We start from the raw sequence: 24,190 nt of genomic DNA on the forward strand, positions 1-24,190 counted from the left end.
GGGCAAGCGGGCGAAGGCCTCCTCGCCAGGAGGCCTGCCGCCCGTGGCACCGCCGCCCGGAGGCATGGCGAGCACTGCACCAGTGCTTGCCTCAGACGTGACCGCCGACAACCCGCCCCAGATCCCGGGTTTCCTCCATCTGCGCGGCAATCCGGGCGGCAAGGTAGCGGCTGTCTTCCTCGATCCCCAGGAACCGACCTGATCCCCAGGTGTTCAGCCAGCCCAGCCCGATGAAATGCAGGCCCCGGTGCGGTGTCACTCCGCGGTGATGCCGGGGTTTGCCGCGGTCGTCGAAGACATCCGCCTCGATCCACGAGTAATCCGGCCGGAAGCCGATGGCCCAGAGAACCGAAGCGATCCCGGCCTCGGCCAGGTCGACGCGGGTGCGTTCCGCCTCGGGCTCCCAGACCTTGGTGAAGGGCGGCTCTTCGGGGGCGTCGATGCCCTCGCGCGCGATATGGGCGTCGATCTGAGTGCGGATGCCGACATAGGAGCGGTCCGCATCGTCGAGGTTCTTCGCCAGATCGGGCAGAAACGAGACCTCGGTGCCGTTCATGTCCGAGAGCGAGCCGTAAAGCTCCACACCATGGTCCAGATGGAAGCGGCGCAGGTCGATCTCCTTGCCGCCATCGCGGCCGGACATGTAGTGATTGGTCTGGGTCAGCGCCTTCTGCGGATCGGGATGGGTGTCGATGGTGATCCGGTAATGCCCGGCATCGTAAAGCCAGTCCGTCGCATCGCGGCCCCGGTACTTGCGCGGGCTGCGCGGCGCGGGGCCGACGGCCAGATGCACGTCGCGGCCGGCACGGGTGAAATCCTCCATCAGCTGGACGCCCGACTGCCCGGTGCCGACGATCAGCACGCCGCCCTCGGGGAACTGGTCCACGTTGCGGTAATCGACCGAATGCATCTGGAAGATCGACGGATCGAGCCGCTGCGCGTATCCCGGTTCGATCGGCGTGTCGTACCCTCCGGTGGCGATCACGACCTGGTCGCAGGTCCAGGTGCTGATCGAGGTTTCGACCGTGAAGCCGTGATCCCCGGGCACTACGCGGGTGACATCCACCCCTTCGCGCAGGTTCGGCTGCACCTTGTCGGCGAAGGCGTCGAGATAGGCGGTGATCTCGTCCTTCAGCATGAAGCCGTCGGGATCGGTGCCGCCATACTCGCGGTCATAGTGGAAATCCGGCAGCCGGCATTGCCAGTTCGGCGTCACGAGGCAGAAGCTGTCCCAGCGGTTCACGCGCCACGACTGGAACCGGGCGTGGCGTTCGAAGACGATGCTGTCGATGCCCTGCTGCTGCAGGCAATACGCGGTGGATATCCCGGCCTGCCCGCCGCCGACGATGACGACGGGGATATGCGGCACGCTGTCTGTCATCGGGTCCGTCCTCATTGCGAAATCTCCAGGCAGGCAACCTTGCCCTTTTGATCGGGCAGGCCCGCCACCCGGGCCTCGATCCGGCCCAGCTGATCCATCGCGGCGCTGCAGGCGAAGCCGTACTTGCGTTCGACCCGGCCCGAGGCACGCTCCATCGCGGTTCGGGCCCGGGCAAGGAAATCGGGGACCGGATAGCTCTGCCCCGCTTCGAACAGTTCGGTGACGACGGAGGACGGGGAATAGAGCCGTTCCTCGGCCCCGTCGGGCCAGCGGACGGTCCAGAATGTTTCAGGCATCGGATGCTCCAAGGTCGAGATACGGGGTCCGGGCGTGATCCCAGAACAGCGCGCTGTCCGCGCCGTCGGTCAGGGTGACGCAGCTGCCTTCGGTCACGCGGCCGATGGCATGGGCGTCGATGCCGCGCGCGCAGAACCGGGCGCTGACGGCGTTGGCCTCCTCGCGCGGGACGGAGAGCAGAAAACCGAAGCTGGGAAAGCTGCGCAGCCAGCGTTCTGTCTCCACGGTTTTCGGCGGCTGCAGGGTAGAGACGTCGATCTCCATTCCCACGCCGGAACATTCGGCAAGCATCAGCGCGGTGCCGACGATGCCGCCTTGGCTGATGTCCTTTCCGGCCCTGACCAGATCGTCCTCGGCCAGTTCGGCCAGCAGCGCGAGATCGCCGCGCAGCCGGGCATGGGGCGCCTCGAGCGCGGCGCAGAAGTTGTCGAAGTTGCGGTAGGCGCCGCGCTGGTCGATGGCCGCGATCAGCAGGTCACCGGGCGCGGCATCGAAGCTGGTGATCAGCTTCTGCGCCCGGCCGAAGACCGAAGCGGCCAGCCCGACCGAGGGGGCCGAAAGGTTCGTGTGCCCGCCCACCAGCGGCACGTCATAGGCGGCGGCGGCATCGCGCAGGCCCGCCAGCATCGGGGCGGCCGTCTCGGCATCGGGGGCCCAGACCTGGTCGACGATGGCGGTGGGGCGGCCGCCCATGGCCGCGATGTCCGACAGGTTGACCATCACCGCGCACCAGCCGGCGAACCACGGATCGTCGGCCACGAAGGCAGGAATGAACCCCTCGCCCGCCAGCAAGTCGTAGCCGTCCTCGCGGGGAAGAACGGCGGCATCGTCTCCGGGCCGACCTGCGTGATCCGAGGTCAGGCCAAGCGCGCGGGTCGTCCGGGCGATGCCCAGCTTAGAGCGGACCGAAGGATGGGCGGCGAGCCGTTCGGCCAGGCAGCCGATGTCGGGTGTCATGGCGCCGGCCTCGGGGCCGAGCGGTGATACCAGCCCGCCACCGGGTCGCTGCAGGGCGGGTAATAATCGAGGTCCACCTGCATCTTCATGTGCGGCGTGCCGTGGAAATCGACCTCTTCCAGCGGCTGCCAGTGCAGGCGCTGGAACAGCGGCACGTTCTGCATCTGGACATGGGCCAGGAACCGGTCGCAGCCGCGCGCATTGGCGGTGCAGACGGCGAGGCGGATAAGCTCGGTCCCCAGCCGCGAGACCGCACGGAAATCGCGGTCCACCGCCAGCCGCGAGCCCCACCACAGGCGCGGGCTGTCCTCGTGGATGCGCACGGTACCCACGACCTGGTCGGCCTCGTGCGCATAGGTCGACAGCGCCACCAGATGAGTGGCGATCAGGTCGATCTCGTCGCGATCATGCTCGGCGAAAATCCCCTGTTCGCGCACGAAGACCCGATGCCGAAGCGCCGACGCGCCCTCGGCCTCGAACCGTGTCGAGGCGGCGCGAACGTAGTAGCCGGGGCACTGGAACTGGCGCGGCTCAAGCTCGATCATGCCGGCACCTTCAGCTTCTCGTAGGTTGCCAAAGCCGAACAGGCGCCGCATTTGCCGCAACCGGCCTTCATCTCGGACGACAGGATCCCGGCGCGGGCGATCATCTGACCAAGCGGTTCGAGGATCCCGGCCATGAACTCGGTCGAAGGCGCGGGATGGCTTTCCAGCGGAGTGCCCGAGATCGGGACGAAGGGCACGACGAAGGGATAGACGCCCATGGCGCACAGCTTTTCGCCCATCTCAAGGATCGCCTGCTGCGTGTCGCCAAGCCCCGCGAGGATGTAGGTGGAGACCTGACCGCGCCCGAAGACCTTCACCGCCGCCTCGAAGCTGGAGAAATACTTCTCCAGCGGGACCGAGGCCTTGCCGGGCATGATCCGCTGCCGGACCTCGGGCGTCACCGCCTCCAGGTGCATGCCCAGCGTGTCGATCCCGGCGTCGAACATGCGCTGGTGCCAGGCGTCGTCCTCGGGCGGTTCGCACTGGCCCTGCAGCGGCAGGTCGACGGCGGCCTTGATCGCCTCGGCGCTCTCACACAGCACCTTGGCGCCCCGGTCCTTGCCGGCGGGCGTGCCGGTGGTCAGCACCATGTGGGTCACGCCGTCCAGCTCCACGGCGGCCTTCGCCACCTCGGCCAGCTGCGCGGGGGTCTTGTGGGCGATGGTGCGCCCGGCGGCGAGGCTCTGCCCGATCGAGCAGAACTGGCAGGTCTTCTTGCGGCTTTCATAGCGGATGCAGGTCTGCAGGACTGTGGTGGCCAGCACGTCCTTCGAGTGCAGCGCCGCGATTTGGCTGTAGGGAATGCCGTCGGCCGTCTTCAGCTGGTAGAACTTCGCCCTGGTGGGAAAGCGCACCTGCGCCACCTCGGCCCCGTCGCGGGTGACGCGGGCGGCGCCGGTGTCGTCGGGGGCCTCGACCAGGTAGGGGCTGTCGAAGCTGGGCGCGGTGTGGACCGGGATCATCACCGTGCGGTCGCCGATGGTGATCGCCTTGTGATCCGACGGCCCCGCCCCGCCCCGCCGGCTTTCCTGGCCCGCGCGGGGATCGACGAGGCGCATCCCGTGGGTCTGCAATTCGTTGATGAGATTGGCCTGGTCAAAGCTCTGGTCAAACATCGGTCGTGTCCTCCTCGGGGTCCATCTCCGGCACCTGATCGGCGCGGGAGGCGTGGCGGGTGACGGCGGGCCGTGTGTCATGCAGCAGCGACAGCATCTCGGGCCGGGCGTAATGGCCGACGCTGTCCATCATGCGCTTGCGCTTGGCGATCAGCCGCATGTCGAGATCGGCGATCAGTATTCCCTCGCCTGTCGTGATCGGATCGGCCAGGTGGCGGCCTTCGGGGCTGATGATGCAGGTCATGCAACCGCTGCGCATGGCTTTCTGCAGCGCGGGGTCCGGGTGGATCTGCGCGATCTGCTCTTCGGTCAGCCAGCCAGTGGAATTGACCACGAAGCAGCCGGATTCCAGCGCGTGGTGGCGCATCGTCACCTCGATCTGGTCGCGAAAGATGTCGCCCACGAGCGAGCCGGGGTAATGGCCGGCGTGGATCTCCTCGTGCTGGGTCATCAGCGCGTAGCGGGCGAGCGGGTTGTAATGTTCCCAGCAGGCCAGAGCACCGACACGGCCAACGGCGGTGTCGACGACCTTCAGCCCGGCGCCGTCGCCCTGCCCCCAGACCATGCGTTCATGGTAGGTCGGCGTGATCTTGCGCCGTTTCAGCGCCAGCGTGCCGTCGGCGTCGAACACCAGTTGCGTGTTGTAGAGCGAGCCGTGGTCGCGTTCGTTCACCCCCAGCACCACGACGACGCCCCGCTTGCGGGCGGCATCGGCCACGGCCTGGGTTTCCGGCGAAGGCACCACGACCGCCTCGGCCATCAGGTCGAGATGCGGCGCGCCTTGTTGCACCGGGGGCAGCACGAAACTGAAATAGGGGTAATAGGGCACGAAGGTCTCGGGGAAGACGATGAACTGCGCGCCCTTGTCGGCGGCCTCGGCGATGGCGTTCAGCACACGCTCGATCGTACCCGCCCGGCCCGACAGGTCGGGGGCGATCTGGACGGCGGCGGCGCGGATCGTGTCGGTTCTCATGGTCTGCCTCCGGGAACGGGGCCGGACCGGGCATGCTGCCGGTCCGGCGGATGGTTCTGGCGCGGTCTCAGACCGTCCAGGTGTCGAGGATCACCGCGTTAGCCTTCTTGTGCAGCAGGATGCAGTCGAGCACGTCCTGCGGCGCGATCGGCGTGATGCCCGGCAGAAGCGACGGTTCGCCATGACCGTAAAGCGCCTGCAGCGCGAAGCGGCAGGCATAGACCTTGCCGCCCTCGCCCATGAACTTCTTGAGGTTCACGGCAAAGTTCTGATGACCGGGGAAGGCCTCATCGCCCAGCGTGGGAAAGCCGCGCTGGATGCCAAGCGTCACGCCGGGGCCATACAGCAGGATCGAGGTCTCGTATCCCTTCCGGTTGAGCCGGATTGCATTGAGAATGTTGACCAGCCCAATGGATCCTTCGAAGGCAACTGTATGGAAGGTGACAAGGGCCTTCTCGCCCTCCTCGGCCTTCACATCCTCGAAGACCTTCTCTTCGTAATCGACGAAATAGTCGCCGTCCTTGTACGCTTCCTTGGTGACTGCAGGCATCACACCCTCCTTGTCCGTTGATGGATCAAGCATGGGATCGGCGCATTGATGCGATCAATAATCAGTTCAATATGCATACAATATTAACACCACCGGCCCTAGGGCTCGCGCGAATTATGGGCGAAATGACCGGTAGATGCGCGCATTCCGACCTGGTTTTGTTCGACGGACGTATGTCACCCCCCGCAACAGAGTGCATGGATTCATACAATCTCCCTTCAATTGAGAGAATCAATCCGTTACGCCTGCATGGGCAGGAGACGACACATGACTGACTGGACCCCGGCGCAGATCGACAGCGGCAAGCCGCGCTACCTGGCCATCGCCGACGCGATCGCCCGCGACATCGAAGGCGGTCGGCTTGCAGGCGGTGACCGGCTTCCGCCACAGCGCAAGCTGGCCGCGCATCTCGGCATCGACTTCACCACCGTCTCGCGCGCCTATGCCGAGGCGCAGGCGCGCGGGCTGGTGGACAGCCACGTGGGCCGGGGCACCTTTGTCGCCGCCGGCGCGGCGGGGGCCGAGCCCGACCCCGAGCGTCAGCACGCCGAGGACCTGTCGATGAACATGCCGCCCGAGCCTGTCGACCCGGAGCTGGTCGGCCGGATGAAGGGCGGGCTGGACTATGTGTCGGCCAACCTCGTGGACCTGCTGCGCTACCAGGCGCCCACGGGGACCGAGCGCGACCGCACCGCCGCCTCGTCCTGGCTGAGCATGCGGGGCATGGTGCCCTCGCTCGACCGGATCGCGGTGACACCGGGGGCGCATGCGACCATGGCGGCGATCCTGTCGATCATCACCAAGCCGGGCGATGTCGTGCTGTGCGAAAGCATCACCTACCCCGGCCTGCGCAACATCGCCGCGCGCTTCGGCGTGACGCTGGTGGGCGTCGCGATGGACAAGGACGGGGTCACGCCCGAGGCGCTGGAAGAGGCCATCGCGCGCCACGCGCCCCGGGCGCTTTACCTGAACCCGACGCTGCAGAACCCGACGACGTTGACCATCCCAGAGGACAGGCGCCTGGAACTGGCCCGCGTGCTGCGGCAGGCGCGGCTGCGGCTGATCGAGGATGACGCCTATGGCTTCATCCCTGCCCGGGCGCCGGCGCCCATCGCGCTTTCGGCACCGGACCTGACCTGGCATATCGGGGGGCTGGCGAAATGTATCGGCGCGGGGCTGCGGCTGGCCTTCACCATCGCGCCGTCCTCGCGCTGCGCCCTGCGGCTGGCGCAGGCGATCCGGGCGCTTGCGGTGATGCCCTCTCCGCTGTCGATGGCGCTGACCACGCAATGGATCGAGGATGGCACCGCCGACAGCATCCGCCGTTTCATCCGCGCCGAAAGCGCCGCGCGGCAGGCCATCGCACGCGAGGCGCTGGAGGGCATGGACTACCGTTCGGCCGAGAATGCGTTCAACATCTGGCTGACCCTGCCCGAGGGCACGGGCCGCGCCGATATCGTGGCGCGGATGACCGGGCGCAAACTGGGCCTGATGCCGTCGGATGCCTTCACCGTCGATGGCGAGCCCGGTGAGAACCTGCGGGTGTGCCTGGGCGGCTCTGTCACGCGCGAGGCGCTGCGCGACAATCTCTATTTCCTGGGCAACGCCGTGGCCCCCAACGCCTTCATGGGGTGACATCCGGCCCGGGGTGAGTTTCGCGCTCGAAAGGCCCGGCCACTTTCCGGCCGTTCAGCCTGCTGCCACCGAAAGTCAGTCGGTTCGGGCTGAGCGCCCATACGACCTGCCAGCCAAGGCCGCGAAGCCCCGAAAAACAACGGGGGCCGCATCCGGCCCCCGCACTTGCTTTGAATATTCACCCGGGGCGCTGCCCCTTGGGATCAGAACCGGAACTCGATCCGTGCGGTCCCGCCGTAGTCGTGGCTGTTCTCAGACAGCGAGGTCTGGCCCAGGACGGAGACCGACAGGTTCTCCTGCAGCATGACCTCGAACCCGGCGGTCAGGTCGCCCTGGTAGCGGTCCTTGCCCAGCACGCTGGTCATCTGGCCGGCCGAGGCATCGGTCCCGACCAGGAGGCTGCCGACCGAGGTCGTCGGATCGTTCAGCGCGACGGTCATCCCCGCCCGCACGAAGGCCAGCGATGCCCGGTCTCCGACGGCGAAGGCGCGGCCAAGCTCGATCTGCGGGGTGAAGGTCAGCCAGCTGTCGCTGACAGAGCCGACCTCCCAGGCCTGCGGCCCGGTGCCGTCTTCGGTGAAGCCGTCCTGCCAGACCTGCGTGTAGGCCAGCGCCGCCGACGGCTTGGCATAGAACCCGCCCTGCCCTTCGTAGACCGCCGTGGCGCGCAGCTCGGCCCCCAGGTAGCGGCCGTCGATGTCAGACTTCGCCTGATGCCGGACGCCGGACACCGTGTAGCCGCGTTCGTAATCCAGCCCGTAGATCCCCCCGGCCAGTGTCGACGAGAAGGTATAGCGCCCGACTTCCTTCTTCAGCGCGACGCCGAAGGAATAGCGTTCGCCGTCCTGGCTGAAGTTCTCGCCCCCGATCGACAGGGTTTCGGCCTGGCCGGCGATTTCCAGGAACAGGTCCGCGCCGATCTGGTGTTGCGAGCCGATGGCCAGGCCATAGGCGGTCGAGTCGTATTGCGGGCTTTCGTCCGTCGCATCCTGGTGCCGCTTGCCGCCGGTCGCCTGCACCCAGGTGCATTCGGTCTGCCGCAGGAACGCCAGCCCCGCCGAGGGATCCAGCGTCGGGCAGCTTTGCAGCAGGTCGTTCAGCCGCAGCGTCGAAAGCACGGCACCCGAGACGCCGATCACCGCCTCGTCCGGGACATGGTGGCTGTAGCGTTGCTGCAGCTCTTCCCCCGTCGCGGCGTTGAGGTAATCCGCGCCCAGCGTCGCCAGGTCGTTCGCGGCCGTGCCCTCCTGCGTGGGCTCTGCCCCGGCGGCCCCGAGCGCGCGGGTGAAGTAGGACGCGTATTCCTGACCGTTGCGGTTCAGCTCGACCCCGTTGCTGGCCCCGCTCAGATCGATGCTGTAGTTCAGGCGCAGGTCCGAATAGGTCCCCTCGAGGTCGTAGGTGACGGTCGCCGTGTTCTCCACCGTCGCTCCGCTCTTGCTGAAATCGTGGCCGTCCGCAATGAGTTCCTGCCCGGAATTGAGGCTGTGATCCGTCGGCATCTTCGTCCAGGTGGGCACCACGGTCGGGCTGAAGGCAAAGCTACTGTAGCTGTCCGAGGCGAACCTGATCAGGTCGGCGCCAACGTCCTGCATGTCGTAGACGTTGGTGACCTGGGCCATGGTAACTTCGTAGGTGCCGCTTTCGGAATACTCCTCGCCCAGGGCGAAAATCGACATACCAATTGCGGAACCGTAGGGAGCAATCGTGCTGCCGGCTTCCCCCGTGTAGTTCCCGTGATCGCCCAGGTTGACGTATTCGCCCGGCTCGAACCGCGCGCCCGACCGGTTCTCGAACTCCATTCGGTGGCCGGTCTTGAAGGTGTCCGGATCGCCGGTCAGCACGACCGAACCCGAGATCAGCCCGCCCGACAGGTTGTGGATCCGCAGTGAGGCGGTGCCGTCGGCTCCGACGGCGGTTCTGTAGGGTTTCGCGGTGGACACGGTGCCCGCATTTTCCAGCAGGTTCGACACGAAGATCGTGCCATCGCTGCGCGTCGACTGCTGGCCGCTCATGAAGCCGATGGTCTCGTAGGCGTCCTCATCGCTGGTGTGTACGATGGCGCCTTCGGCGATGCTGACATGAGCCGTGCCCGCGCAGGTTGCGGAATTCTTGGCACAGGTTCCGGACTTGGCGAGATTGTCCGCCACCCCGTCGGCCTGTACCAGGATTCCCCGACCCGACGCGCCTTCGGCAGTGATATTGCCCGAGACGTTCAGGCGGATCCCGCCGCTTCCGCTCGAATCGTCCCCGCCCGAGGCGCTTTGCGCGAAGATGCCGTGCGATCCGTACCCGGTCACCGTGATGTCGCCGGCCATGTCGATGTCGATGAAACCGCCGTTGCCCGGGTTGCCCGAGCTGCCGATATAGGCCGGGGTGCTGGCCGGCTGCTGGCCATCGTCGTCGTCGCCGCCTTCGATGGTCACCTGGCCCTGGGCCCCGCCGCCGCCGCCGGTGGACTGGAGCCAGATGCCATGGGCCTTGTCGCCCGTGGTCTTGATCGAGGACCCGCTGCCCATGGTCATCGTGATGTTGCCGCCGCTGCCACCATCGCCCCCGTTCGCCTTGCCGAAGACCTGCGCCCCGACGGATTGCGCGAGGTCGGTGAAGGCGGAAATGATGGATCCTTCGATGTCGCCCGCGGTGCCGCCGCCGCCGCCGAGCGCCTGGGCATAGATGCCCATCGCGCCACTGCCCGACGTGGTGATGGAGCCGTCGTTGGTCAGCGTGATGGCACCGCTGTCGCCGCCGCCACCGGTCGACCCTGCGACCGCAACCGACGTCAGAAGGCCTTCGGAGCCATCGCCGGCGACACCGCCGCCACCGCCGGTCGACTGGGCATACATACCCGTGGCACTGTTGCCGGTCGTGACGATGGATCCGCTGTTTTTCAGCGTGACGTCACCGCCGGTGCTGGCGGCGCCCGCGTTTCCGCCGACACTGACCGAGAAGTTGGTCAGCAGGCTTGCGATGCTCTTCTTGGCCTTCTTGAACTGCTCGTATTGCTCGTGGATCGTGTTGACGTCCTCGTAGACGTTGTAGATGTCGGCGACCCAGCCCTTTGCATCGGGTTCACCGTTGCCGCCGGTTCCGCCGTCGCCGCCGATCGACTGTCCGAACATGCCGTAGGACGCGACGCCACCGGTTTCGATCCTGCCGCCCTGGTCATTGGTGACCGAGACGTCGCCGCCGGTGCCGCCACCGCCACCGCCGCCTCCGATGCTGAAGTTGTAGTTCAGCTCCAGCGGGTCTTTCTTCTGCGCTTCCGATTCCCAAGTGTAACCCACCGTGAAGGCGCCCGCGTTGCCGCCGTCGCCGCCATTGCCGCCGATCGAATGGGCGAAGATCCCGTAAGACGTATCCTGCGCGGTCGAGAGCTTGGCACTGTTGGAGGCCGTCACCTTGCCGCCGGTGTTGCCGCTGCCGCCCTTGCCGCCAACATGGACATTGCCGTGGAAGCTGGCCTGGCTGTTTTCGGTTGTGCCGAAATCGACAAGATAGGACACGCCCGAGCCGCCGGAGCCGCCCGAACCGCCGATGGAATTCATGTAGATCGCGTGCGCGTTGCCACCCGTCGTGGTGATGTTGCCGGTGTTGTCCACCGTGATGTCACCGCCCGTCCCGCCGGAGGCTCCGCCGCCGCCGACGTTGACGCTGGCCTCCAGGTCGGTGCCCTTGGTGACGGTGGCCGATGCGGAATAGCTCGACCCGCCGTCGCCGCCATGCCCGCCGACAGACGCCGCCAGGATGCCAAAGCCATAGTGGCCGCTTGTGTTGATGGTGGCCGCGTTCTTGATGTCGACCTTTCCGCCGGTCCCGCCATCGCCGCCGTCGCCGCCCACTGCGAGCGTGAAGCTGCCCGAGCCTTCCTCGGAGGCGTCGACATTGCCCGCCACGACCATCCCGCCAGAGCCGCCATGGCCGCCCACCGAGAGGCCCAGCAGGCCGATGCCGGCCTGTTGCGTGGTCTGGATCGTGCCGCCGGTCGTCGTGAGGTTCACGTCGCCCGCCGTGCCGCCGCCGCCGCCGCCGCCGCCGACCGCCAGCGACAGGCTGCCCGAGATCGGACCGGCATCGCCGGACCCGCTGACCGCCAGGCCGCCGGTGCCGCCCTTGCCGCCGACCGAAAGGCCCGCGATGGCCGGCGCCTTCACGCCGCCCGTGCTGACATCGCCCGAGCTGGTGACCGTTACGGTTTGCGCGGTGCCGCCCGCGCCGCCAGACGCCCCCATCGACATGTCTGCCGAAACGATCCCGCCGGTTCCGGACACGGCCACGCCGCCGGACCCGCCGCCGCCCCCGACCGAGGCCGCCAGGATCCCGGACGACATGTGCCCGGCCGTGGTGATTTGTCCGTCATGGGTCACCGACACGGTCCCGGCTTCGCCACCGTCCCCGTTGGCGCCGCCGAAATTCATCGAGATCCCGATCGCCGAAATCGACCCGTCGACCGAGGTCGCGGCCCGGCCGCCGCCTCCGCCGACCGAACCGGCGAAGATACCGGGCGCCAGCTGCCCCGCGGTGTTGATCTTGCCCTGGTTGGTGACAGTTACGTCGCCGCCAGTGCCCCCCGCGCTGCCCGACGCGCCGGTGTTCACGCTGAGGTTCAGCGCCCCGATGTTGGAACTGATGACAGACCCCGCATTGCCGCCCGATCCGCCGACCGACAGCGCGACGAGACCGCCGGCGGCCTCGCCCTTGGTCTTGATGTCGCTCTTGTCGTCCAGCGTCACGGTCACCGCGCCGCCATTGCCGGCCGATCCGCCCTGCGCGCCGACGCCGCCGCTGATCGTCAGATCGCTGACATTGGCCCCGATGCTGACGTTCTGCACGTTGCTGGAATGCCCGCCGCCGCCACCGACCGAGGCCGCGACGATCCCCTCTGACAGGTGCCCGGAGGTCGTGATCGCGGCCGACGAGGTAAAGGAGACCTCGCCGCCGTTGCCGCCCGGCCCGCCGTCGGCGCCCACGTTGTTGTTCAGAGACACCGCCGCGGTCACCGTGGTCTGGTTGCCCGCGACCCCGCCGCCGCCGCCGGCCGACACCACCAGCGCCCCGGCCGAGGCATCGCCCTTGGTCGTGATTTCACCGGCCAGCTTGCTCTTGGTGATGTCGCCCCCGTCCGAGGCCTTGCCCCCGGTGGCGCCCATGGATTGCGTCGCCGCAGTGCCGCCGTTGACCACATCGATCGTGGTGACAGAGCCGCTCTTGCCGCCGCCCCCGCCAAGCGACAGCGCGAACACCCCTTCCGACAGATGCCCCTCGGTCGAGACACTGTCACCGTCTGCCATGGTAAACGAGATGTCGCCCCCATGACCGCCGCCCGAGCCCGAGGCGCCCATCTGGTTGCCCCCCACGAGGCTGACCTTGTGAGTGGAGCCGGACTTGCCGCCGCCATGGCCGACCGAAAGCAGCGCAATGCCTTCGGATTTGTCCTGCTTGGTGCTGACCGAGGTCCCCTTGCCGTCGGAATCCGCTTCCGAGCTGTAGGTGACGTTACCGGCATCGCCACCGTTACCTCCGGTCGCGCCCATCGTCTCCAGCCCCGAACCGGAATGCGAATTGCCGCCGCCGCCACCGACCGAGGCCACCACGACCCCGGCGGATTCGTAGCCCGTGGTGGCGATCGTGCTGCCACTCACCGTCAGCGCGGCCGTGGAGCCGTTGCCGCCATTGCCGGCCGAGGCGCCCGAGGCGACCAGCCCGTCGGCGTCGCCCGAATTGCCGCCGCCGCCACCGACGCTGAGCACGGTGATGCCTTCGGCCCTGTCGCCCGCGGTGGTGATCGTCGTGTCGGTCAGGCTCGCCTGCGCCGCATCCGCGTTGCCGCCGACCGCGCCCTCGCCGCCCAGGGCCGTCAGCCCCGAGGCCGATCCGCCCGACCCGCCGCCGCCGCCCACCGAGGCAGAGATCACGCCAATCGCGGAATCGCCCTGCGTGGTGACCTCGCTGCCGGTCATTGTCACGCTGGCCTGCCCGCCATCACCGCCCGAGGAGCCGCTTGCGCCATAGGCAGACAGCCCGTCCGAGTTGGGACCATTGCCACCGTGGCCGCCGACGCTGTGCGCCACGACACCGAAAGACGAGTGACCGGAGGTAGAGACATCGGCGTCGGTGGTATCGACCTCGACAGTGCCGGCCGATCCCGGGTTGGAGGGGGCGGCCGGATGATGGGTGGCCTTGCCGCCGCTCATCTCGCCCTCGACCCCGCCAGCCCCGCTGACCGATTGTGCGAAAATGCCGATGTTATTGTCGGCTTTCGTCTCGACCGCTCCGTGGTAGTCGACAGAGACATCGCCGCCAGCGCCGCCGTTGCCGCCCGCCCCGGGGTAGTCGTACATGGCGATGGATTTGCCACCCTGCCCACCGTCGCCCGCCTGCGAGATCGCGACGATGCCGTGGCCCTTCGTCGCCGAGATCCGGTTGGAGGAGTTGGTGGCGGAAAAGGTCACTTTGCCGCCGGTTCCGCCCTTGCCGCCGACCCCGCCATAGCCGGAATCCGCCCCGTTCGAGCGTCCCGTGCCCCCAAGCCCGCCGGTTCCGCCGGACGACACGATATAAACCCCGGGCCCGCCGTCGGTGGTATCGACATTCAGCACGACATCGGAGTCGATGTTGATGTCAATCTCGCCGGCATTGCCGCCCCTGCCACCGACACCGCCGGTTCCGGTGTTGCCGGTTCCGCCCCAGGCATGACCTTCTCCGCCCTGACCGCCGGTGCCGGCGGTATAGACGACGTTGATCCCGGCGTGGCTTTCGCCGCCCAGCGTGGCGCCCTTGTCCCCTTTCGCGGAAAAGCTCAGCCCCTGCCCGTCGGTGCCATCGCCACCGTTCGGGCCGGTGCGGCTGTCCCGGCCATAATTCTCCTCGCCCTCGCTGCCGGATTGCGCCGTGACGATCGCCTCGAGAATGCCGGCATCGCTTTTCATGTCATGGCCGTTGTCCAGCGTGACGTCGATCTCGGTCGGGCCCGCGGCGACCTGGGCTTCCAGCCGGATATAGGCCGAATTGCCCTGGGCATCCGTCATGTCGGCGCTCAGGTCCGACACCTCCACCTTGGTGAGGTTCTCGATATCGGGGTTGGCGCTGGCGTCGGACCCGTAGTCGAGCGTGATCGCCTCCACGTTGCCGGTGCAGCTGAGGACCGTGTTGTTGCCGGTGTTGACGCAATCTGCCAGCGCCGGCGACATCGCCGTGGTGGACAACAGCACCGCCAGGACAGAGAGCGGTGCTGCGGTTTTCGAGGAGCTGTCTTTGGTCATTCGGCGTTCCAGTCGTTCGCTGCGTCCGCCCCGGCGGACCCGTGTATTCAGGTTCGCTGTGGTCGAAGAATACGACTTCAATGCGACAAAGCGGGGGACAGGCAAAGGCAATGCCGGGTCTGCCCACTTTTTCAGGCGATACAGGAAGATGGCAACATAACAAGCTGAAAATAAGCTCCTTTAACGAAAATTAGTTAACAACTTTAAGGCTAAAAACCGTCTGAAAACCCGACCACACCTGGCCCGGACCGGGATCCGCGCAACCGCCGGGCCACGCCGTTGCGCAGGTCTTTCCGTGCCGCCTTCGGCCGGACCGTCGGGGATGCGATCCCGATCCGCCTGCCGGTCTTCGCCCGACCGGCCGACCCCGCGGCGCAGACCAGGGCGCGGTCCGTCGACCGTGGCCCGGCCCAAGCGTTCGATCCGCCCCACCGTTGCCCCCTTACGCTTCGTCAATGGCACCCTATATATTCATGCAACCGAATACCTGGAGCAGACCGCCATGCCGATCAGACTCGCCTGCCTGCACTGCGGACAAGGCAACCGCCTGCCCGAAGACCGCCTGGCCTCGGGCCCGAAATGCGGCACCTGCGGCGCAGCCCTGATGGCGGACGCGCCGGTCGAGGTATCGCCGGACATCCTGAAAGCCGCCGCGCGGATGGACGAGATCCCGCTGGTGGTGGATTTCTGGGCCGCCTGGTGCGGACCATGCCGGATGATGGCGTCGGAATTCGCAAAGGCCGCGAAGGCCCTGACGGGCCGGGCGCGGTTTGCCAAGTTGGACACCGAGGCTTTCCCCGAGGCCGCAGGCCGCTATGGCATTCGCGGCATCCCGCTGCTGGTGGCCTTCCACGGCGGGCGCGAAATCGGCCGGCGGACCGGCGTGACACCGGCGCAAGAGATCGCGGACTGGGTCGGCGCCGGAGCAAAGACGTGATGAGGTAACAGACGAGAATGAGTAACGATCCCTACAAGATCCTGGGCGTATCGACGACGGCCACGCAGGACGAGATCAAGAAGGCCTACCGCAAGCTGGCCAAATCCCTGCACCCCGATCTGCACCCCGGCGACACCGAGAAACAGGCGCAGTTCCAGGCGGTCTCGGCCGCCCATGACCTGCTGCGCGACCCCGAGAAGCGCCGGCGTTTCGACGCGGGAGAAATCGACGCCTCGGGCCAGGAACGGGCGCAACGCCAGTATTACCATCAATACGCCGGGCAGGATGCCGGCGGCCGCTACGACGGGGGCGCCGGTGGCTTCGGCGGCGGGCAGCGCCATGGGTACAGCCAGGGCTTCGGCGGCTTCGGCACGGGGGGCGAGGAAGATCTCTCCGATCTCTTCTCGGATCTCTTCGGCCGGCGCCCGCGCGGCGGCGGGGGCCAGCAAGGCTTTGCCGCCCGTGGCCGCGACCAGCGCTACAACCTCGAAATCGGCTTTCTGGAGGCCGCGCGCGGGACGAAACGCGGCGTGACCATGCCGGACGGCAAGTCGATCGAGATCACGATCCCGCCCGGCACCGCCGACGGCCAGACCCTGCGCCTGCGCGGCAAGGGCAGCCCCGGCATCGGCCAGGGGCCCGCCGGTGACGCGCTGGTCAGCATCGCCGTCAGCCCGCACCCGGTGTTCACCCGCGAGGGCGACGACATCGTGATGGAGCTGCCGATCACCTTCGACGAGGCCGTCCTCGGCGCCAAGGTCGAGGTGCCGACGATCTCCGGCCCGCTGTCGATGACGGTCCCGAAGGGCGCCTCGTCGGGTCAGCGGATGCGCCTGAAGGGCAAGGGCATCACGCGCGGCAAGACCGCCGGTGACCAGGTGGTGCGGCTGAAGATCGTGCTGCCGAAGGCCATCGACGACGACATGCGGGCCCTGGCGGAACGCTGGCGCGCGGCCTCGGATTTCGACCCGCGGGCCGAGCTGAGGAGAACGACATGAGGCTGGACGAACGCAGCGTCGTCGCCCGGATCGACCGCCTGACCCTGCGCGACCTGCGGGCCTGGATGCGCGAGGGCTGGGTCCTGCCGGCGCAGGGCGAGACCGGGCCGGAGTTCGACGATCTCGACGTGGCCCGGCTGCGGCTGCTGTGCGACCTGCGCAAGGACATGGCGCTGCCGCCGGACGTGATGCCAACGGTGCTGACCCTGATCGACCACCTGAACCGGACCCGCCGCGACCTGCACGTGCTGGCCGAGGCGCTGGACGCGCAGCCCGCCGACGTCCGGCGCGCCGTCGTGGCCACTGTCCGCAGCCGGATGCCGGACTGAGCAATCCGCCCTACGCCCGGCCCCGAGCTCAGCGCTTGCCGCGGCGCGGCGGCTCGTTTCCACCCGGTCCGGGTTTGCCCTTCGCGCCCTTGCGCGGGGCCGCCTTGGACTGGCCGGGCCGCACGAACCGCTTGGAGGTATCGCTGGCATCCGGACGGGGCGCCGGCTTGCGGCCGGGCTTGGCGTCAGGTTTGCTGCCCGCCGGCTTGCTGCCCGCCGGCTTGCTGGCCGAGCGTCCCTCGGGCTTGCCGGCGGATTTGTAGGGCGCCTTGCCTGCAGGTTTGCCTCCCGGTTTCCCCGACGGCTTTCCAGACGGCTTTCCCGATGGGGCCGCCTTGGCGTATTTCGCCGGTTTGCCGTCCTTGGCACGCGGGGCTTCCCTGGCCTCGGTCTTGCGCGGACGCGCAGGCGCCTCGGCCGACGGAGCCGGTCGTTCCGTGGGTCTGACCGGCTCCTTCGGGGCTTCGGTCACCCGCGAATCCTCCCGCGCTTGCGGACGGGCCCGCGGCGGGCCATCCTTGCGCTGCGGACGCCGCGCGTCGCCGTGCCGCTCGGCACCGGCCTTGGGACGGGGCCGACCCGACGGTGCGAAGTCCGGCACGCCGTCCAGCACGCGGGCATTCACCCCGTCTTCCAGCGCGCCCTGCGGCCCCAGGACCGACAGGAAAGGCTCCAGCGCGGGTTCGGCCAGTTCAACGAAGGTTTCGGTATCCTGCATGCGGATCGCGCCGATCGACGTCTTGTCGAGATTGCCGGCGCGGCACAGAAGCGGCAGCAGCCAGCGCGGCTCGGCCCCCTTGTCGCGGCCCACCGACAGCGCGATCCAGCGGCTCGGGCCGAAGTCGCGCTCCTCGCGTTTCGCGGGCTTGGTGTCGGGCGGCGTCAGCTCTTCGGGCGCGGCATGACGCGCGTGATACAGCCGCAGATAGGCCGCCGCGATCCGCTCGGGGCTTTGCTGCGCCAGCAGCCGCTCGGCAAAGGCCTGCTGCTCCTCGGTCACCGGCGCGTCCCAGTCGGGATCGCTCAGCAGGCGGTCCTCGTCGCCGCGCAGGATGTCCTCGGCCGAGGGCGGCAGGGTCCATTCGGCCTGGATCTTTGCCCATTTCAGCAGGCGCTCGGCCTTTTTCGCGGCCTTCGGCGGCACCACCAGGGCCGAGATCCCCTTGCGCCCGGCCCGGCCCGTCCGGCCCGAGCGGTGCAGCAGGCTTTCGGTGTTGGTCGGCAGGTCCGCATGGATCACCAGCGCCAGGTTCGGCAGGTCGATGCCGCGCGCCGCCACGTCGGTCGCCACGCAGACCCGGGCCCGCCCGTCGCGCATCGCCTGCAACGCATGGCTGCGCTCGGTCTGGCTCAGCTCGCCCGACAGGCTGACCGTCGCCAGACCGCGATTGGTCAGCCGCGCCGCAAGATGGTTCACCGCCGCGCGGGTATTGGCGAAGACGATGGCGCTTTGGTCATGATGAAAGCGCAGCAGGTTGAAGATCGCATGGTCGCGATCCTTGTCGGCCACGCGCAGCACCTGGTAGGAGATATCGGTATGCTGGTCGCCCTTCGTGATCGTGCTGATCCGCTGGGCGTCCCGCTGATACTGCTCGGCCAGCTTCAGGATCATCGGCGGCACCGTGGCCGAGAACAGCAGCGTGCGCCGCTCCTCGGGCGCCTGGCCCAGAATGAATTCCAGATCCTCGCGGAACCCCAGGTCCAGCATCTCGTCGGCCTCGTCCAGTACGATGGCGCGCAGGCCGGACAGGTCGAGCGAGCCGCGCTCCACGTGATCGCGCAGCCGGCCCGGCGTACCCACGACGATATGCGCGCCGCGCTCCAGCGTCCGGCGTTCCTGCCGCATGTCCATGCCGCCGATGCAGGACGCCAGCCGTGCGCCGGCCTCGGCATAAAGCCAGGCCAGTTCGTTCATCACCTGCACCGCCAGCTCCCGCGTGGGCGCCACGACCAGCGCCATCGGTGTGGAGCCGGGGCCAAAGCGTTCCTCGTCGCCCAGCAGGGTCGGCGCGATGGCCAGCCCGAAGCCCACGGTCTTGCCCGACCCGGTCTGGGCCGAAACCAGCAGATCCGACCCGGCAAGCTCGGGCGCGCTCACCGCCTCCTGGACCGGCGTGAGGGTGGTGTATCCGCGCTGGGACAGCGCCTGGGACAAGGAGGTGAGCATCTGAAAGAGGTATCCGAGGAGAGGCGGCTGCCATTGCCGCGTTGGTCGCCCTGCAAGGGGAAAGGGGCGCAATAGCCAAAAGCCCGGCAGAAGTACATGATGATTCTTCGGCCCGGGAAAAGCAGCGTGAAATGGCCGGTTGCGCAGGCGTCGCCGGCCCAAAGCCCGGGACGCGGCAGCCGATCCGAAGCCCGCTGCGCGCCGGGCGGACCTGACCGGTCGGGGGGATGCATGTCTGCTCGGCCGTCACGCTCTATGGCGGCTGCGCGGCTGCCTCTTGAATCCTGAACGGTTTAAGGGCGTTATGGGGCAGCGCTGCATGAAGCCGCAGACGCGCGTCCTCCGCCCGTCCCATGGACGGAGCAAGAGGCCAGGTCACGAGAGCTGCCGATAGAAAAGAAGACCGATACCTTCGCCCCGTTCCGCAACCCGACGTTTCGCGGGCTCTGGCTGGCCTCCCAGTTCTCCAACCTGGGCAGCCTCGTTCAGATGGTGGGCGCCGGCTGGCTGATGACTTCGCTGGCCGGCAGCGACGCCATGGTCGCTCTGGTCCAGGCCTCGAACACGCTGCCGATCATGGTGTTCTCGCTGATCGCCGGCGCGCTGGCCGACAGTTTCGACCGCCGCCGCATCCTGCTGAGCGCGCAGCTCTTCATGCTGACCGTGTCCGTCGGGCTTGCCGTCTGTGCCTGGCTTGGCGTGCTGGGGCCCTGGGGGCTTCTGGGCTTCACCTTCTCGATCGGCTGCGGCATGGCGCTGTTCAACCCGTCCTGGCAGGCCAGCATGGGTGATATCGTCCGACGCGACGTGCTGTCAGCCGCCGTCAGCCTGAACGCCATGGGGTTCAACCTGATGCGTTCGGTCGGACCGGCGCTTGGCGGGGCGCTGGTGGCGCTGGCCGGGGCGGCGGCGGCCTTCACCTTCAACGCCTTCACCTACATCCCGAACGTGCTGGCCCTGCTGGCCTGGAAGCCCGAGCCCAAGACCGAACGCCTGCCGCGCGAGCCGCTGGGCCAGGCCCTGGGCGCCGGCCTGCGCTACATGTCGATGTCGCCGCACCTGAACAAGGTGATGGCCCGCAGCGCGCTGTTCGGCTTCGCCGCCTCCTCGGCCATGGCGCTGCTGCCGCTGGTGGCGCGCGACATGCTGCAGGGCACGGCGCTGACCTACGGCCTGTTGCTGGGCTTTTTCGGGCTGGGCGCGATCGGCGGCGTCTTGATGAACGGCCACATCCGGTCGCGCTATCGCAACGAACGGATCGTCTCGGCCGCCTTCCTGGGCTTTGCCGTCGGCATGGTGATCCTGGCCATGGGCCGCCACATCGCGGTCAGCGCCACGGGCCTGCTGATCGCCGGGGCCTGCTGGGTGATGGCGCTGTCGCTGTTCAACGTGACGGTGCAGCTGTCGACGCCGCGCTGGGTCGTGGGCCGCGCGTTGTCGTTCTACCAGACGGCCACCTTCGGCGGCATGGCGATCGGGTCCTGGAACTGGGGCCTGGTGGCCGAGTCGCAATCGGTCAGCATCGCGCTGCTGGTGGCCAGCGCGCTGCTGCTGGTGGGCTCGGTCGTCGGGCGCTGGATCGGGTTGGGAGAGTTCGACCAGCTCGACCTCGACCCGTTGAACACCTTCCGCGAGCCCGAGTTGCGGCTGGACCTGAAACCCCGTTCAGGGCCGATCGTGATCGTGATCGACTACGTGATCGACGAAAAAGACGTGGACGCCTTCCTCGCCGCGATCCACCGCCGCCGCCGGGTCCGGATCCGTGACGGCGCGCGCAACTGGTCGCTGCTGCGCGATCTGGAAAACCCCGACCTCTGGACCGAACGGTTCCACGTGGCCACCTGGAACGATTACCTCCGGCACAACGCGCGGCGGACGAAATCGGACCTCGAAGGGTTCCAGGAACTCCTCGCCCTGCACCGCGGCCCGGGCCGGCCCAGGGTGCACCGGTTCATCGAACGGCAATCGGTGCCCCTGCACGAAGACCTGCGGCTTAAGCCACCGCCCTCGGACGTCCCGCATTAAGGCGGTCTTCCCGGGTCCGTTTGCGCGCCCGGGATCCAGGTGCCCCGGCCCCCCCGCCAAGACGGCGTTACCGGCCCCGGGCAAAGCGCCGTATCAGAACGCCTGCCCCGGCAGCCAAAGCACGATGATCGGGAAGGCCACCAGCAGCGCCAGCCGGACGATATCGGCCAGGATGAAGGGGAAGATGCCCTTCATCACCGTCTTCATCGGCACGTCCCCGGCCGAGGCCTGCACCACGAAGAGGTTCATGCCGATCGGCGGCGTGATCAGCCCGATCTCGGCCACGGTGACGACGACGATGCCGAACCAGATCAGGTCGAAATCCAGCTCAAGCGCCACCGGCGCCAGCAGCGGCACCGTCAGCAGGATCATCGACATGGAATCCATGAAACAGCCCAGCACCACGTAGAAGACCAGGATCAGCACCATCACCGCCATCGGTCCCATCCCCGAAGAGCGGATCTGCTCGATCAAGAGCTGCGGCAGGCCGGTGTTCTCGAGAAAGAAGTTGAACAGCCCCGCGCCGATCAGGATGAAGAAGATCATGCCCGTCAGCCCGGCGGTCTCGAAGACCGAGGCTTTCAGCGTCTCGCGGGTCAGCTCTCCGGAGAAAAGCGCGAGGAAGAAGGCGCCCACGGCCCCCACGGCGGCGGCCTCGGTGGGCGAGAACCAGCCCAGGTAGATGCCGCCGATCACCAGCGCGAACAGCAGCACGACCTGCCAGACCTGCCCCAGCCGGGTCAGCCGTTCGCTCCAGCCGTGACGCTCGGCGCTGGGGGCAAGATCGGGGCGCAGCCGGACGCGGACGGCGATGGCAGCAGCATAAAGCAGCGCGCCCAGCAGTCCGGGCAGCAAGGCCCCGATGAACAACTGGCCGATAGAGCTTTGGGTGAGCAGCCCGTAGATCACCAGCAGAACCGAGGGCGGGATCAGCACGCCCAGCGTGCCGCCGGCGGCGACCGTGGCGGTGGACAGCGAGGCGTCGTAGCCGTGGCGCTTCATTTCCGGCAGGGCCACGCGGCCGATCGTGGCGACGGTGGCCAGCGACGATCCGCAGATCGCCCCGAAGAAGGCGCTGGCGCCGACCGTGGTGATCGCCAGCCCGCCGCGACGGTGCCCGATAAAGGCGTTGATCACGTCGAAGAGCGACCGCGACAGCCCCGCATGCGAGGCGAAGACGCCCATCATCACGAAAAGCGGGATGACCGAGAAGGAATAGGGAAAGATCGCCTCGAAGGGGCTGGAGCCCAGGATATAGGCCACGCCCATCCAGCCGTTGAGGTACCAGTAGCCGAGGCCCCCGATCACGCCCATGGCGATGGCCACCGGCAGGCCAAGCGCGATCAGCCCGAGTGCGGCCAGAAAGCCGAAAAGTCCGAGAAACGCGTCGCTCATGCCCGGGCCTCGCGGCGCAGGGAGGCGGTCAGTTCCACCACCACGGCGATCAGCGATACCGCCAGCCCGACCAGCAGCGGGTACCAGTACCAGGCGATCGGGATGCCCAGCTGCTGCGAGGTGTCGCCGAACATGGTGCGGGTCCGGAAGGTCAGGAACCCCTGCCAAAGCATCAGCCCCAGCAGCCCCAGCGCGAGGACGCCGGCAAAGAGCTTCAGCGGCACGGCGAGGCCCCGGGGCATGTTTTCGACCAGGAAATCCACGCTGACATGGGCGGCGGAGAGGAAGGCATAGGGCATCACCAGCCAGGCGCCTCCGACCACGAAGAGCTGCACCAGGTCCACGACCCCCTCGATGGGCAGGCCGAAGCGCCGCCCGATGATGTCGGCCACCGTGACCAGCGCGGCCAGCCCGTAGGCGATGACCCCCAGTGCGGCCAGCGCCGTGATCAGCCCGCGTGCGAGCCCAGCAAGGATGTTCAAGACGTCACCTCTCGTTCCGCGTGCCCCGGCCCTGTCACGGGCCGGGGCTGGCTTCGCCGGCTCAGTTCTGCCGCGACGCCTCGTATTCCGCGATCTTGTCCTGCATCGCCTGGTAGATTTCGTCGGCATTGTCCACGCCGGCGTCCTTCACCGTCTGCAGGTAGCTGTCCATCATCGGCTGCAGGGTCTCTTCCCAGCGGGCGCGTTCCTCGTCAGACAGCTCGGTGATCTCATGGCCCGCCGCGATGGCTTCTTCTCGGCCCGGCACGTCCCAGCTGTCCCACCAGTCGCCGAACTGCGACACCAGGGCATCGCCGGAATACTGGTCGACGCAGGCCTTGGCCTCGTCGCTGAGCGCATCATACGACCTCTGGTTCATCACGTAGAAGAACGACACGGTATAGGCGCCGAGATCGAGGTGATAGTTCAGCACCTCGTTCAGGCCGAAGCTCTTGACCGGGTCCCAGGGAAAGACGGTGCCGTCGATCACCCCGCGCTGAAGGCTTTCATAGACCTCGCCCGGGGGCAGGCCCTGCGGATCGGCGCCAAGGTAGGACAGCATCTCGGACACCGCCGGGCTGGGGGTACGGATGCGCAGGCCGTCCATATCCTCCATGGTCTCGACCTTCTTCTCGTTCGTGTGCAGCAGCCCGCCGTTATGGGCATGCAGCGCCAGGACCTTCAGGCCCTTGTATTCCTCGGCCAGGTAATCCGGATAAAGTTCCCACAGGGCGTAGCTGGCCGCACCGGCGCTGTCGGTCAGGAAGGGCATGTCGATCAGCGACGTGCGCGGGAAGCGGCCGCGCGGGATGCCGTGCAGACCGTGGGCGATATCAACGACCCCGGCCATGACCTGCTCCTGCTGGCGCGCGACATTGCCCAGCTGGGTGCCGGCGGGGAAGATCTCGAACTGGACCTCGCCACCGGTGCATTCGGTGATCTGCTCGGTCCAGGGGACGATGAAATCGGTATGGATGCCGTGCACGGACGGCAGGTAGTGGCTGATCTTCAGCGTGGTTTCGGCCAGCGCCGGTGCGGCGGCCATGGATGCGGAGATGGCCGCGGTGGCCATCAGGCGTGTAGCGATCGACATTGGTGGTTCCTCCCTGGATGTCGGTGACGGTTGGGTATCTGTTAAGTGG

17 protein-coding genes are annotated in these 24,190 nt (G+C 67.8%); 5 read left to right on the forward strand and 12 right to left on the reverse strand.

Annotation, left to right across the window (positions count from 1 at the left end; translation table 11 throughout):
- Positions 1-91 precede the first annotated feature (91 nt).
- The 7 genes from ATO3_RS10575 to ATO3_RS10605 form a co-directional block, all read right to left on the reverse strand.
- Positions 92-1,381, reverse strand: coding sequence for an MSMEG_0569 family flavin-dependent oxidoreductase (locus ATO3_RS10575; RefSeq protein ID WP_088649801.1), 1,290 nt, complete (start codon positions 1,379-1,381; stop codon positions 92-94).
- Positions 1,382-1,392: 11 nt separating this feature from the next.
- Positions 1,393-1,677, reverse strand: coding sequence for an MSMEG_0570 family nitrogen starvation response protein (locus tag ATO3_RS10580; protein WP_088649802.1), 285 nt, complete (start codon positions 1,675-1,677; stop codon positions 1,393-1,395).
- Positions 1,670-2,635, reverse strand: coding sequence for a sll0787 family AIR synthase-like protein (locus tag ATO3_RS10585; RefSeq protein ID WP_088649803.1), 966 nt, complete (start codon positions 2,633-2,635; stop codon positions 1,670-1,672). Before ATO3_RS10585 ends, ATO3_RS10580 begins: the two co-directional genes overlap by 8 nt.
- Complete coding sequence (locus tag ATO3_RS10590) at positions 2,632-3,180, reverse strand: MSMEG_0567/Sll0786 family nitrogen starvation N-acetyltransferase (RefSeq protein ID WP_088649804.1); 549 nt, start codon at positions 3,178-3,180, stop codon at positions 2,632-2,634. The genes ATO3_RS10585 and ATO3_RS10590 overlap by 4 nt, the downstream gene beginning before the upstream one ends.
- The gene (locus ATO3_RS10595; RefSeq protein WP_088649805.1) at positions 3,177-4,295 is read right to left on the reverse strand and encodes an MSMEG_0568 family radical SAM protein; all 1,119 of its coding nucleotides are present in this window, start codon (positions 4,293-4,295) and stop codon (positions 3,177-3,179) included. The genes ATO3_RS10590 and ATO3_RS10595 overlap by 4 nt, the downstream gene beginning before the upstream one ends.
- Complete coding sequence (locus tag ATO3_RS10600) at positions 4,288-5,268, reverse strand: Nit6803 family nitrilase (RefSeq protein ID WP_088649806.1); 981 nt, start codon at positions 5,266-5,268, stop codon at positions 4,288-4,290. Before ATO3_RS10600 ends, ATO3_RS10595 begins: the two co-directional genes overlap by 8 nt.
- Positions 5,269-5,335: 67 nt before the next feature.
- The gene (locus tag ATO3_RS10605) at positions 5,336-5,818 is read right to left on the reverse strand and encodes an MSMEG_0572/Sll0783 family nitrogen starvation response protein (protein WP_088649807.1); all 483 of its coding nucleotides are present in this window, start codon (positions 5,816-5,818) and stop codon (positions 5,336-5,338) included.
- 267 nt (positions 5,819-6,085) lie between these two features.
- On the opposite strand from ATO3_RS10605, the gene ATO3_RS10610 reads away from it, so the two are divergent.
- Positions 6,086-7,453 carry an aminotransferase-like domain-containing protein gene (locus ATO3_RS10610; protein WP_088649808.1) on the forward strand — a complete coding sequence of 456 codons (1,368 nt, stop codon included), beginning with the start codon at positions 6,086-6,088 and terminating at the stop codon, positions 7,451-7,453.
- A 203-nt stretch (positions 7,454-7,656) separates the two neighbouring features.
- On the opposite strand, the gene ATO3_RS10615 is transcribed toward ATO3_RS10610, so the two are convergent.
- Positions 7,657-14,715 carry an autotransporter outer membrane beta-barrel domain-containing protein gene (locus tag ATO3_RS10615; protein ID WP_088649809.1) on the reverse strand — a complete coding sequence of 2,353 codons (7,059 nt, stop codon included), beginning with the start codon at positions 14,713-14,715 and terminating at the stop codon, positions 7,657-7,659.
- A gap of 502 nt (positions 14,716-15,217) precedes the next feature.
- Here ATO3_RS10615 and ATO3_RS10620 point away from each other — a divergent pair.
- Genes ATO3_RS10620 through ATO3_RS10630 form a run of 3 tightly spaced genes read left to right on the forward strand, consistent with a single transcriptional unit; the run spans position 15,218 to position 16,979 of the window.
- Positions 15,218-15,652, forward strand: a complete 435-nt coding sequence (locus tag ATO3_RS10620) for a thioredoxin family protein (RefSeq protein WP_088649810.1) — start codon at positions 15,218-15,220, stop codon at positions 15,650-15,652.
- 17 nt (positions 15,653-15,669) lie between these two features.
- Positions 15,670-16,650, forward strand: coding sequence for a DnaJ C-terminal domain-containing protein (locus tag ATO3_RS10625; protein ID WP_088649811.1), 981 nt, complete (start codon positions 15,670-15,672; stop codon positions 16,648-16,650).
- Complete coding sequence (locus ATO3_RS10630; RefSeq protein WP_088649812.1) at positions 16,647-16,979, forward strand: MerR family transcriptional regulator; 333 nt, start codon at positions 16,647-16,649, stop codon at positions 16,977-16,979. Before ATO3_RS10625 ends, ATO3_RS10630 begins: the two co-directional genes overlap by 4 nt.
- A gap of 28 nt (positions 16,980-17,007) precedes the next feature.
- Here ATO3_RS10630 and ATO3_RS10635 read toward each other — a convergent pair whose 3' ends face one another.
- Positions 17,008-19,146 carry a DEAD/DEAH box helicase gene (locus ATO3_RS10635; RefSeq protein ID WP_088649813.1) on the reverse strand — a complete coding sequence of 713 codons (2,139 nt, stop codon included), beginning with the start codon at positions 19,144-19,146 and terminating at the stop codon, positions 17,008-17,010.
- A gap of 390 nt (positions 19,147-19,536) precedes the next feature.
- Between ATO3_RS10635 and ATO3_RS10640 the strand changes: the two genes are divergently transcribed.
- Complete coding sequence (locus tag ATO3_RS10640; protein ID WP_088649814.1) at positions 19,537-21,171, forward strand: MFS transporter; 1,635 nt, start codon at positions 19,537-19,539, stop codon at positions 21,169-21,171.
- A gap of 93 nt (positions 21,172-21,264) precedes the next feature.
- On the opposite strand, the gene ATO3_RS10645 is transcribed toward ATO3_RS10640, so the two are convergent.
- The 3 genes from ATO3_RS10645 to ATO3_RS10655 form a co-directional block, all read right to left on the reverse strand.
- Positions 21,265-22,566: a TRAP transporter large permease gene (locus ATO3_RS10645; RefSeq protein ID WP_088649815.1), complete on the reverse strand. Its 1,302-nt coding sequence runs from the start codon at positions 22,564-22,566 to the stop codon at positions 21,265-21,267.
- The gene (locus ATO3_RS10650; protein WP_198963250.1) at positions 22,563-23,048 is read right to left on the reverse strand and encodes a TRAP transporter small permease; all 486 of its coding nucleotides are present in this window, start codon (positions 23,046-23,048) and stop codon (positions 22,563-22,565) included. The genes ATO3_RS10645 and ATO3_RS10650 overlap by 4 nt, the downstream gene beginning before the upstream one ends.
- A gap of 61 nt (positions 23,049-23,109) precedes the next feature.
- The gene (locus tag ATO3_RS10655; protein ID WP_088649817.1) at positions 23,110-24,141 is read right to left on the reverse strand and encodes a TRAP transporter substrate-binding protein; all 1,032 of its coding nucleotides are present in this window, start codon (positions 24,139-24,141) and stop codon (positions 23,110-23,112) included.
- Between the last annotated feature and the right edge of the window lie 49 nt (positions 24,142-24,190).

The organism is Marinibacterium profundimaris (genome assembly GCF_002210095.1).
Lineage (GTDB): Bacteria > Pseudomonadota > Alphaproteobacteria > Rhodobacterales > Rhodobacteraceae > Marinibacterium > Marinibacterium profundimaris.